The organism is Alteromonas sp. ABV4_150 (assembly GCF_056311745.1).
Genome location: NZ_CM149971.1, coordinates 365,871 through 378,541, shown reverse-complemented (window position 1 = coordinate 378,541; position 12,671 = coordinate 365,871). Strand labels below are relative to the sequence as shown.

8 protein-coding genes and 1 pseudogene are annotated in these 12,671 nt (G+C 43.1%); 4 read left to right on the top strand and 5 right to left on the bottom strand.

Going from position 1 to position 12,671, the window contains the following annotated elements; genetic code table 11:
- Positions 1–63: 63 nt before the first annotated feature.
- From nagA to gcvP, 4 genes and pseudogenes are all read left to right on the top strand, one after another.
- On the top strand, positions 64–1,200 hold the full coding sequence (gene nagA, locus ACYX4M_RS01645) for an N-acetylglucosamine-6-phosphate deacetylase (RefSeq protein WP_476082834.1): 1,137 nt from the start codon (positions 64–66) through the stop codon (positions 1,198–1,200).
- Positions 1,201–1,606: 406 nt separating this feature from the next.
- Positions 1,607–2,686: a glycine cleavage system aminomethyltransferase GcvT gene (gcvT, locus tag ACYX4M_RS01640; RefSeq protein WP_476081621.1), complete on the top strand. Its 1,080-nt coding sequence runs from the start codon at positions 1,607–1,609 to the stop codon at positions 2,684–2,686.
- A 51-nt stretch (positions 2,687–2,737) separates the two neighbouring features.
- The gene (gene gcvH, locus ACYX4M_RS01635; RefSeq protein WP_014979989.1) at positions 2,738–3,127 is read left to right on the top strand and encodes a glycine cleavage system protein GcvH; all 390 of its coding nucleotides are present in this window, start codon (positions 2,738–2,740) and stop codon (positions 3,125–3,127) included.
- Between the two features lie 121 nt (positions 3,128–3,248).
- Positions 3,249–6,159 (top strand): annotated as a pseudogene (gene gcvP / locus ACYX4M_RS01630) (aminomethyl-transferring glycine dehydrogenase).
- A gap of 324 nt (positions 6,160–6,483) precedes the next feature.
- Here the strand turns inward: gcvP and ACYX4M_RS01625 are convergent.
- From ACYX4M_RS01625 to ACYX4M_RS01605, 5 genes are all read right to left on the bottom strand, one after another.
- Positions 6,484–7,650, bottom strand: a complete 1,167-nt coding sequence (locus tag ACYX4M_RS01625; protein ID WP_476081620.1) for a hypothetical protein — start codon at positions 7,648–7,650, stop codon at positions 6,484–6,486.
- Positions 7,651–7,825: 175 nt separating this feature from the next.
- Positions 7,826–9,232 carry a radical SAM protein gene (locus ACYX4M_RS01620; protein WP_476081619.1) on the bottom strand — a complete coding sequence of 469 codons (1,407 nt, stop codon included), beginning with the start codon at positions 9,230–9,232 and terminating at the stop codon, positions 7,826–7,828.
- Positions 9,233–9,236: 4 nt separating this feature from the next.
- The gene (locus tag ACYX4M_RS01615) at positions 9,237–9,428 is read right to left on the bottom strand and encodes a hypothetical protein (RefSeq protein WP_101565527.1); all 192 of its coding nucleotides are present in this window, start codon (positions 9,426–9,428) and stop codon (positions 9,237–9,239) included.
- A gap of 407 nt (positions 9,429–9,835) precedes the next feature.
- Complete coding sequence (locus tag ACYX4M_RS01610) at positions 9,836–10,906, bottom strand: hypothetical protein (RefSeq protein WP_476081618.1); 1,071 nt, start codon at positions 10,904–10,906, stop codon at positions 9,836–9,838.
- A gap of 192 nt (positions 10,907–11,098) precedes the next feature.
- Complete coding sequence (locus tag ACYX4M_RS01605; RefSeq protein WP_476081617.1) at positions 11,099–12,634, bottom strand: serine hydrolase domain-containing protein; 1,536 nt, start codon at positions 12,632–12,634, stop codon at positions 11,099–11,101.
- Positions 12,635–12,671 lie beyond the last annotated feature (37 nt).

Below are 12,671 nucleotides of genomic sequence, written 5' to 3'. Positions count from 1 at the left end.
CCACGTTATAAGTTGCGAAAAAAAACAACAACCGCATCTAATAAGGAAAATGAAAGCCCAATGATGAAGACAATTCTAGCCGAAAACGTTTTGATAAATGGTAACTGGGAAAAAGACCAAGTACTCACAATCAAAGAGGGCGTAATTACTCACATCGAAGCACTTTCTGATTCGCAAAAGCAGCGTGAAGAAATTCCTGAGCGCGTGTCAAACAGGCTTATTCCTGGCTATATAGACACACAAGTGAACGGCGGCGGTGGCGTTATGTTTAATCACGCACCAACGTTTAAAAGTATAGAAACAATGGCTAAAGCCCATCGAAAGTACGGTACTACCACATTATTTCCCACACTCATCACTGACGATATCGCAACCATAGAAAGCGCCGCCAACGCGGTAAGTGAAGCTATAGAGAGCAGCCACCCCAGCGTTGAAGGTATTCACTTTGAAGGGCCGCATTTAAGCGTAGAGAAAAAAGGCGTACATCTTTCAAAATATATAAGACCGCTTACCGACAGGGAGCTTGCCACTTATACCCGAAAAGACCTTGGCAAGGTTATGATTACTGTAGCGCCAGAAAATACCTCGAGTGATGTTATTCAAGATTTAGTAAACCAAGGCGTTATTGTGGCGTTAGGGCACTCTAATGCACCGTTTGATGTGGTTCAAAGGGCGATTGAAGCGGGAGCCTCTGGATTTACACATTTATACAACGCCATGTCGCCGTTTACCTCTCGTGAACCTGGTATGGTTGGCGCAGCGCTTTTAAGCAATAACACCTGCGGCATCATTGTTGATCATCAGCATTTGCACCCTAAAGCGGTTGAGCTGGCTTTCAAAACCAAAGGGCCATCGCAATTAATGCTGGTTACCGATGCCATGGCCCACGTAGGTGCTGACGAAGACGTTATAGACTTTTTCGATACGCATATTACTCGTATGGGAAACAAACTTACTACACCTGATGGCACCCTGGCAGGAAGTTGTTTAGACATGCACGGGGCGGTTAATAACTGCGTTAATGACATCGGAATTTCGCTAGAAGAAGCAAGCCAAATGGCAAGCGCAACGCCGTCTATTTTTATGGGCATTAACGAGAAATTAGGCAGCATTGCGGTAGGGCAGCGGGCGAACTTTGTAGAGCTAAGCGAAGACAACGCACTTGCAAACGTTTGGCAAAATGGTGAAGCGTGCGTTTAGCACACTTGCTGATGAACAACTTACAATACGGCTGCTAATAAGTATTTAAAAGCTCGTTCCAACGTGCTCGACAAGTGCGCAGAAAGTGCTAGCAGAAAGTAATAAATACAGCCTCACTAAAAAGTAGCTGGCAATTTAATGGTTTAACCCCTTTTTAATTGCCAACTATTACCGAGCTTGTTTTCAGATTCATTACTCACACCCTATATCATTGTTCATCCGCCGCGATTTTCATTAAGCAAGCCACAGCATCAGCAAGCGCTTACATATTTGCTTTCCTCATGTTTTCTCAATAATACATTTGCTTTTTAAATGTATTGATAAAAATTTCCAATTTGTTGCATAAACGTTAGCTAACTATACTCAATTTCGTTTTCTACCTTTCAAATTAAAAAGAGTAAGTGGAATGTCTAGTACCACCGCCCTACACGCAAAGCACCTAGAAGCCGGTGCGAAAATGGTCGATTTCTTCGGCTGGGATATGCCAATTAACTATGGTTCACAAATTGAAGAGCATCACGCTGTGCGTCAAGACGCCGGTATGTTTGATGTGTCCCACATGACCATTGTTGACGTTAAAGGCGCACAAGCCAAAGCGTATCTTCAGTACCTTTTAGCCAACGACGTGGCAAAACTAAAAGACAAAGGCAAAGCGCTATACAGCGGCATGCTTAACGAAGAAGGCGGTGTTGTAGACGACCTTATCGTTTATCACTTCGACGAAACTAACTATCGCCTAGTGGTTAACTCAGCAACGCGCGAAAAAGACATGAACTGGTTAATGAGCAAAGCAGAAGGCTTTGACGTAACCATTACAGAGCGCCCTGAATTTGCCATGATTGCCGTACAAGGCCCTAACGCAAAAGAAAAAGCAGCCACCTTGTTCAGCGCAGCGCAAAAAGAAGCGGTAGCGGGCATGAAGCCATTCTTTGGTGTACAAGCAGAAGACTTGTTCATCGCTACCACAGGTTATACCGGTGAAGCAGGCTACGAAATTATGGTGCCTGCTGAGCAAGCACAAAGCTTCTGGCAAGCACTGCTCGACGCGGGTGTTAAGCCATGCGGCTTAGGTGCGCGTGACACACTTCGCCTAGAAGCAGGCATGAACCTGTACGGCCAAGATATGGACGAAACCGTATCGCCACTAGCGGCAAACATGGGCTGGACAATTACATGGGAACCGGCTGAGCGTGACTTCGTAGGGCGTAAAGCACTAGAAGCGCAGCGCGAAGCGGGTACCGACAAGCTAGTAGGCTTGGTGATGACTGAAAAAGGCGTGCTGCGTCACGGTCTTAAAGTGAAAACAGAAAGCGGCGAAGGCGTTATCACTTCAGGTACTTTCTCTCCAACACTAGGTCACTCAATTGCGATGGCACGAGTACCAAGTGATGTTGGTGAAACAGTAGAAGTGGAAATGCGCAAAAAGTGGGTTACAGTAAAAGTGGTTAAGCCCTACTTTGTTCGCAATGGAAAAAGTGTTTTATAAGGCCAATAGCTACTAGGCCCCAAAAGTTAACAGAGAATAACAGGAACGATTATGAGCAACATCCCAACTGATTTACGCTATGCCGCTACGCACGAATGGGTTCGCCCTGATGGAGACGGTGTTTTCACTGTAGGTATTTCTGAGCACGCACAAGGCTTACTTGGCGACATGGTTTTCGTTGATTTGCCAGATGTTGGCGACGCAGTAAGCACTGGCGACGACGTATGTGTTGCTGAATCGGTAAAAGCAGCGTCTGACGTTTACGCGCCAATTTCAGGTGAAATCGTAGCAATTAACGAAGACCTAGAAGATTCTCCAGAATTAGTTAACTCTGACCCGTACGGCGACGGTTGGCTATTCAAAATTAAAGCTGACGACGCGGCCGAAGTAGAAGGTCTACTAGACGCTGAAGGCTACGAAAACAGCATCGACGAAGAGTAATTCGTTACGCAGTTTTAAAAGAACCATAATTTGAAAAGGGGCATGAAGATAATTCAGCCCCTTTTTAACTTAAAGATTTAACGCGCCCTTGCGGCAACCATTACGAGTGCTTAACAACGTTATGTCGAATACTTCCCCTACATTGGCTCAACTAGAGCAAAAAGATACATTTATCCGCCGTCACATAGGCCCGGGTAAAGGCGAAATTGAAGAAATGCTGTCTGCCATTGGTGCAAGCTCACTAGACGATTTAATTGAGCAAACGGTACCGGCAGGTATTGCGCTACCAGAGCCACTAAAATGTGGTGAAGGGGCGACAGAAGTTGAAGCATTAGGTGAACTTAAAGCCGTTGCAGAAAAGAACAAAATTAACCGTTCTTTCATTGGTATGGGTTACTACGATACTCACGTACCAAACGTTATTCTTCGCAACGTGCTAGAAAATCCAGGTTGGTACACAGCGTACACGCCTTACCAGCCAGAAATTGCCCAAGGTCGTTTGGAAGCTATTCTTAACTTTCAACAACTAACTATCGACCTAACTGGCCTAGAGCTAGCGTCAGCATCGTTACTAGATGAAGGTACTGCGGCTGCTGAAGCCATGGGCCTTGCTAAGCGTGTGTCTAAGAACAAAAAAGCGAATGCCTTCTTTATTGCTAACGACGTTCACCCGCAAACGGTTGACGTGGTTGAAACCCGCGCTGAAATGTTTGGTTTTGAAATCATCAAAGGTGCGGCAGAAGAAGCAGCAGAGCACGATATTTTTGGTGCGCTACTTCAATATCCAACCTCTACCGGTGAAGTAAAAGACATCAGCGACATCATTGCTGCAGTACAAGCGAAAAAAGGCATTGTGGCAGTAGCCGCTGACCTAATGAGTTTAGTAATGCTTAAGTCGCCTGGCGAGCTAGGTGCAGACGTTGCACTTGGTAGTGCACAGCGCTTTGGTGTACCTATGGGCTACGGTGGCCCACACGCGGCATTCTTTGCTACACGCGACAGCTACAAGCGTTCACTACCTGGCCGTATTATTGGTGTAAGTAAAGACACCCGCGGACGCCCAGCGCTTCGCATGGCGCTACAAACCCGTGAACAGCACATTCGCCGTGAAAAAGCGAACTCGAACATTTGTACAGCGCAAGTGCTTCTAGCCAATATGGCAAGCTTCTACGCGGTATACCACGGCCCACAAGGTCTTAAAACTATTGCCGAGCGCATTCACCGCTTCGCCGACATTCTTGCTACGGGTTTAAACCAGAAAGGTGCAGAAAAAGGTGTAGCCCTTAAGCACAGCACGTACTTCGACACGCTAACCGTAGTGGTTAACAACAAAGAAGACGTACTAGAGAAAGCCTACGCAAAAGGCATGAACCTGCGTGCAGACCTTGAAGGTGCAGTAGGTGTATCGCTTGACGAAACCACAACACGTGAAGACATTGTTGCGCTATTCGACGTACTGCTTGGTGAAGAGCACGGCTTAACAGTGGAAGGTCTGGATGCAGAAGTAACCACGCAAGACGTAAAATCTATTCCTGAAGGTCTAGTACGTACTAGCGACTTCCTTACTCACGAAGTGTTTAACAAGTATCACTCTGAAACAGAGATGCTTCGTTACATCAAGAGCCTTGAAAACAAAGACTTGGCGCTTAACCACTCAATGATTTCATTGGGGTCGTGCACCATGAAGCTAAACGCAACGGCTGAGATGATCCCAGTAACGTGGGCAGAGTTCGGTCAGCTTCACCCGTTTGCACCACTAGACCAAGCAGCGGGCTATCAAGAAATGATTGCCGAACTTAGCGAGTGGCTAGTAAACGTAACGGGTTACGATGCGCTTTCAATGCAGCCTAATTCTGGTGCGCAAGGTGAATACGCAGGCCTATTGGCTATTCAGCGCTATCACGAAAGCCGAGGCGAAGGTCACAGAAACGTGTGCTTAATTCCAAGCTCTGCCCACGGTACTAACCCTGCGTCTGCGCAGATGGTTAGCCTTAAAGTGGTAGTAGTAGCCTGTGACAGCAAAGGTAACGTGGACCTTGATGACCTTCGCAAAAAAGCGGAAGAAGTGAGCGACAATCTATCGTGCGCCATGATCACATACCCGTCTACCCACGGTGTATATGAAGAAACGGTACGCGAGATTTGTGACATTGTTCACCAATACGGCGGTCAGGTTTACATGGACGGCGCGAACATGAACGCGCAGGTGGGCATTACGTCACCTGGCTTCATTGGTTCAGACGTGTCGCACCTTAACCTACACAAAACCTTCTGCATTCCACACGGTGGTGGCGGCCCAGGTATGGGGCCAATTGGTGTTAAATCGCACCTTGCGCCATTCCTACCAAACCACACGGTTGTTAACGTAGAAACGGCAGGCAAAGACTGTGGTGCGGTATCGGCAGCGCCATGGGGCAGTGCGTCAATTCTGCCTATCAGCTACATGTACATCAAAATGATGGGTAGCGCAGGCCTTCGCCGTGCAACCGAAGTAGCTATTCTTAACGCGAACTACGTGGCTAAGAAGCTTAGAAGGGCACTTCCCAGTGCTTTACAAAGGCAACAATGGCCGCGTAGCGCACGAATGTATTATTGACCTTCGCCCGCTTAAAGAAGCAAGCGGTGTAACAGAGCTAGATATCGCGAAGCGCCTAAACGACTACGGTTTCCACGCGCCAACGATGAGCTTCCCAGTAGCGGGTACGCTTATGATTGAGCCAACAGAATCAGAAGCGAAGTACGAACTAGACCGTTTCATTAACGCGATGGTTAGCATTCGCCAAGAAATTGCGAAAGTAGAAAGCGGTGAGTGGGATGCCACTGATAACCCGTTACACAACGCACCTCACACATTAGCGGATATCTGTGACAGCGACTGGAATCGCAGCTACGACCGCATGCTAGCGGCGTACCCAGCACCAGAAGTTCACAGAAACAAATTCTGGCCAACGGTTAACCGTATTGATGACGTATACGGCGACCGCAACCTGATCTGTTCATGCCCTAGCATTGAGAGCTATGTTGAGGAGTAGGTTGGTTTAGCAGCGTTGCTGTTAGAGCTTGATTGATTTGGAAGGCGAACCTGTGGTTCGCCTTTTTTGAGCCTACGAAATTAAAATTCAATGTTGACTTTTACTACTTTTACATTAGCAAAAGTTACACTATTACCATCAATCTTGTTAATTGCGACATGAAAACTTATCTCATAAGAAGAATTTTTCTAATAGACTGAAATACATAGTCAATAGTGTTCTCTAGCAATTTATTATCAGTATTAATTGAATTCGACTCTTTACTAAGTATGGTTGACTCAAAGCTCAGTTGGAAACTAACCTTTCTTATATTGTGAATTAGTTCTATTCCAACATATTTATTCGCTCCTGGACTGTTTTTAAATGTAGTGTATGACCTGATTGCTCGAAATGACGTTTACTTAGCATGTAATTATTAAGGGCTAAATTGTTCTTTTTAAGCTTTCGATTAGCTTCTGCTGAATTGAAGTATGCGTAGCCAAGACCAATTTCAAACCCAATGCTTCTATACATCTGAATTGCCTCATTCGCATACGAAACTGCGCTTCTATAGGCATTTTCATTATCTTCAGTTGAAGAGAATATATCTTGGACGAGCAAATGCGCTATATTGTTTTGAATCCTTGCCAAATCCATTGCTGCCGGTGATCCCCAAAAAGCTGAGTTGCGCTTATTTAAAGTTTCCAAGTAGTATTGAAATGCTTTTGGTTCGTCCTGTTTTAAGTCATACAAAAGGGCATACGAACTTAGTATATCTGTTTCGTGCCCTGAATTATTCAATACGTCGTTATCAGCAAGGGCTAAATGTTTCTCTGCTTCCTCTAAGTAATACAGATTCTTCTGATTTGCTTTGTTAACCTGATAAAGCTCTAAAAAACTACTAGCAATTCCGAAATGAATTTTTGACTGTAGTATTTCACTTGCCAATGAAGCACTTTCTACATCTAAACCTTCTTTTAAAACAATCAACGCATCCTCATATTTACCCAAATTCATTAATGCGTTGGCTTTGTTTAACAACCCAATTTTGGTGCGCATGTATGTTAAAGCTTTGTTGAATTGCTGAATGCTCTCAGAGAAATATCCTTGTTCGAGCAGAACATTGGCTAGTAAGAAATGAGTTTCATAACTCGGGTATCTTTCAACAGCGTTACGGAGAGAGTTAGTTGCAGTAACCCTATCAGTATCGTTCAGTGCTGCCCATTCTTGAATTAAGCTATTGGCTTTCGCAATCTCCCTTGCAGCCTGCCTTTCCTTGTTGTTGACATACTTCTCAAATATACTTATGCCACCGGCAATTAGCACTACAACCAGACTAAGATAAAACGTGTAGTTAAGCATCGTTCGCAAAAGTGAATATGCATGGGCTTTTGTAGTTTTATCTCCAAGCTTGGAATTAACAACGGTTTTTGTGACATACGCTACCAAACATAAGGCGGCAGCACTGAGAGATATCCAAGTTGTAATTTTGGAGGGATCGAACAATTCCATTCTCTATCCACATTAATATCGTTAGACTGTTACGAATACTTGCTGATTAAGCATTCTCAAAACCTGACACTTGTATTAATTACACTTATTTCGCAGATAGACGTTCTTACTATTTTAGGTTTAACAACCTGATTATGATGACGTTTTTCACAAAGGAAATAAATGTGATTATTACCTAATCTCGAAACTGCTGATTTTCGCTTATCTCAAAATCTTCACGTAAAGCAATCCCAGCAACTTTAGCGACTTCTTTGGCTAAGTTTTTTCTGTAATACAAAGATGTTTCGTGCAGGTTATGAAAATCTTTTTCAAGGTGCTTTTTAGGGCAACCACCCCAGCAAATTGGTAAGAAAGAACATCGTTTACAATCTGGAAGAACCGTCGGATCAAACTCATCCCAAAACTTTGAATCGCCAAAAGTAGTGTTTTTTTCCTGATAAATTTCAATACTACCTACAGCACGGTCTTTTTCACCGACTTGTAAACCACAACGATATATGAGTTTTTCAGCTCCAACCACAAATGAATCATCCGCTAGCGCAGCGCAAACATTATTTTTAGGTCCAATTCCATCTGCAAACCAGCCAATTTGGAGATGCTTATCTCCTCCTAATCCCTCTCTAAATTCTGTAAGTACACTTTCGAATTCAGATTGGCTAAGCTCTGAGTCTCTTACAAATGATGACTTTTCTGAGTACATCGACACACGGGCTGGCTGAATAAAACAAGGAAAAGGTTTGTTGAACCAATCGGAATTGTTCACTAGTTTGGTAAAGTCACCTATTTCCTTCATAGTCCTCCGGCTTACATTAAACCGCACATCTACTTGTGTAGCCTCTAATAATTCACCAATTAAATCGAATGCTATTTGGAATGAATTACCGGATTCTGCCCCTTGATATTGCTTTCTATACCTTCTTATAGAATTATGCGAATAGACTCCATCGAAACTAATCTGTACTTGTCTGAATTTATGTTTTTTCACGAATTCAGCAGCGTTTTTTGGCCATAGTGTACCGTTAGATATAGCTGATGCATGATAGTTAATCCCAAGCTGTTCACAGAGGTTTTGCAATTGCATAGAGCAGCTTTCTATAAACTGAAAATTTAAGAATGGCTCACCACCATACCAATCAACATGTAGGCTCGAATGTTTACCTGTTTCCAATTTTGACCTAGTACGCCTAACTATTTCGGAAATTTCTAAGTCGGTTAGTTTATCTTTGGTTCTAGACTCGTAACAATAATAACATCCCAGATTACAGTCCTGAGTTGTCGTTAGTGTCAAAGTCATTGGAGTGTTCTTTCTGGCGTCTAAATACTTCTTTCTAATGGCTTTTAGCTCATCAAAATCATCAGGAACAATTATTCCTAAACTCAGAAGTTTATCTAAAATGAGCTTATCGTCGATTCGAATAATACTTTCTGGTTTGGAGTAGGAAAGCGCTTCAAACATTTCATCATATGGCGCTCCTATAAATGCAACTCCTCCTTTAAATGACGAGTAAAGAAGCGAACCGTTTTGCTTTGTAGGAAAAGAGAATGCGTATCTAGATAGCTTATAACGCGACTGTGTAGCCACGGCACTAATCACCAACCTCGATCAGTGCGAGGCAGGCATTTGAATAACCGCACAATGCAGCTCTTCCTGCCTTTGCCTCTTTATTTTCGTTAGGAGGAATGATCTCTACCATCTCAACAGATGTGCCTGGTCTCAATAAAATTGTAACTTCAGGATTACTAGACTCTGATTCGATTAACTTGATTTTTTTCGCCATTTTAATCTCCTTAAATAAGCGATATTTACAGTCAATGGAATAACACTTTCGGTAGTCCACAATCCGAGTTCCATACTATTACATATACTAGACAACTAATGCTGAGTCAAGATTCGAAGTTTTAGATATCTACTATTTTAGCTTTAATCTAAATATCCGCAGTAAGATAAGCCTAAAGTACGGAAAGTTCATGCGAAAAACTATTTTCAAAACTCATGTAATTAGCATGAGCTAAAGCACTAGTTTCTAACTCAATCTTTGAATCTAGAATTTCAGATACTTAGGTACTCAAACTTTACTCCGCGCGGTTTATGGGGTTCCTATAACATGACAGTGGTGTGGCTATGCCACCCAATAAAATGTTTGACACCGAAAGTGCGACTTAAATTGATTTGTTGCACTCTGCATTATGATCTAGTCGATTTAATTAGTTTTCCTATTTGTTCAATTCCATCGTACGTCGAGGGGAGATTACCATCTTCAGTTACAATTCCTGAAAATATAATATTTTCGAATTTCGCTAATGACTCTGAATCTTGTTTTTTTATTTCACTAGAGTACTCTGAATAGTGCTGAATAAATCTGCATAATGTTTTTCTGAGATCTATTTGTAAAAGCTGAGACTTTATGGATTTATAATTAAAAAGTAGAACTCTGAAGTAATAGATCGCAATAGCTGCAAGGGATAATGTTGGGAAAATGGAGGCAATTAATCCTTCCCTAATAGACGCTATATCATTTATATTTAAATAAATAATAGCGAGTTGTACTAATACTGGCAGGAGGATAATAACTGAAAGGACTTTGAGCCAACGGAGTACGCTATCGCGCTCGGCTATTTTTTCCTTAGCGAGATCATCAAACCCTTGATATAAACCCACGAAGTTAAAGCCGTTTTCATATTCTGATAACGAGTTCTTTAATTTGTCGACTCGACTTTCTCTTGCCGAAAGGTCATTCTCCCATTCATCTTTTAGCTTTTCCGCTTTGACTGAGACGGCATTAAAATCTTTAATACTTTCTATCGACTCACCATTAGCGATTGATTTAAATATGCTGATTGGCATGTCTCGAATAGCAAATTCAATTTGCGCTTTCGCACTACTCTCAAAAGAATCCAAGTTATTGAAAACAAAACGCCTGGCAGCCTCAAACTCCATAGCAAGGTCATTTTTCATTGAAAGGTAAAGTTCAAATAGAAACCTAAAGCTCATAGAGCAAACTTCATCTAGTCTTTTTTTAGAAAGCTCCGTTTCTTCATCCGCAAGCCTATTAATGAATTGATCTCCTATCCAATTAATGTTTATCTGGCAAAGGTTATCCCATTGGTCAGGCTTATTCTCCATTGAATTGATAACTAATCTAATTAGACTATTCCTTTGCTTCTCAAAATCACCAGAGGGAGTAAGTCCATCTATCTTGTATTTGAACTTAGAAAGAACTGTTCTGCTTTGGTTTGTCTCAAAAATAACCTTCATTCAATTTCCCTATGGTCAGATTAGGCATGCGATACCTTATAACTAAATTTGACTCTAACACCAGGTATCCTTATTACATACATGTCCGCTTTACAGGTGTAAGAATATTCTCGCCCTTGATGTGAACGGCTACTTTTGATAAAAATGTGGAGTCTTTCAGTTATGAATTCTAATTCAAGATTTAAAAGCAAATCAATTGGTTCGCTTCTTACCAACTATTTTTTTCCTAACACCCCGAATACCCCCATCCATCACAACCGTCTTAACCAGTCCATTTTCTTCATCCATCTCAAAACGAACACTACTGCCATTCTTAGCAAAGAATCGACTGCCGCCCTCATGAAAATACTCTTCATTTTCAACATAGGGTAACGCGTTAAGCACAAAGCCATTGGCTGTTTTTTCTAGCACTACATCAACAATAACTGGCTTTGTCACTGCATAGGTGCCAACGTACTGGCTTAGTTCGTCTTGGCTAATGGATGCTATGGTCTTTTCTTCAGCTTCCGAATAGCCCACGTTTAACGCTTCTTTTAAGCGTATTTCTAGTTCAGTTATTAACTGTCTACCGTTGTTGCCGTTCGTCATAATGGCGTAGCCGTTGCCGGTATCTAGTTCAAGGTATAACTGCGACATAAAACCAGCATCTGCGCCGCCGTGGCCAAAGCCTAGAATCTCCCCGTTGTCATCCATATTGATGAAGAAGCCTATTCCTACATTAGGCGGCTCAGTACTTGGCGTGTTGTTGGTTAACATTTCCTGCGCGGTGGCTTGCGATATCCAGTCGGTTTTCTGCCCTAAATACGCGTTACGAACGCCGCTTGCCAATTTCAACATGTCTGATGGCGTGCTCCACATGCCTGCTGCTGCAAGCGTAGCGTAAGTATGCGCGCCACCTTTAATTGGCGCACCGTCGCCGTCATGCGGCGTAGCCATATTATTTGATAAGTTGGTCGATATGGGCTGGTCGAAGCCAGAACGCGCCATGCCTAAAGGTTTAAACAAAAGCTGTTGTGACATAGTTGGCAGGGGCTCGTTAGCTACGTCTTGCAAGGTAAGTTGAGCGAGCGTAGTGCCGCCACCGGAATAACGCATTTGTGTACCTGGTTGAAGATCAACAACAACAGCATCGGTATTGGAAGGGGCTACACCTTCTAGCACCTGCTGCAAAGTAGGCACGGGTTCGCCCGCTGCGTAACCAGCAAAACCATGTACTGTGGTACCCGCCGTGTGGCTTAACAATCTGCGTAATGAAACAACGTTTTGCCCAGTCCATTCATGTTCAGGCAACTGCCAGCTGGTGAGTAAGGTATTAACATCTGCATCTAGATCTAGCGGGTTTTCTTCGCGATATTTCATCAATACTGTTGCAAATGCGGGTTTAGAAATACTTCCAGCTTGGAACACCGTGTTTTCATCAATAGCCAATTCAGTGGTTAAATCTTTAACGCCGCTTTGCATGGTCCAAGCTAGTTGCCCATTTTTCATAAACGCGACAGATACCCCAGGCACATCATAATGCGCTTGTCTTTGCTCTAAAGATTGGTAATCAACCTCTTGCCCTTCAATTCGAATGCGTTCGGTAAGCCCAGTTCTTAAAAGGCTGGCTTCTTTTGATTCTGCGGCAGCAGAAGGGGAGGCGGGCAGGGTTTCAGGCTCTGTACAGCCCAATAACGAAGCTAAACAAAACGAAAGTGTTAAAGAGGAGAAGAGCTTGATTGATGTCATTATGTGTATTCCATTACGAGTGAACGTACCAGAGTAC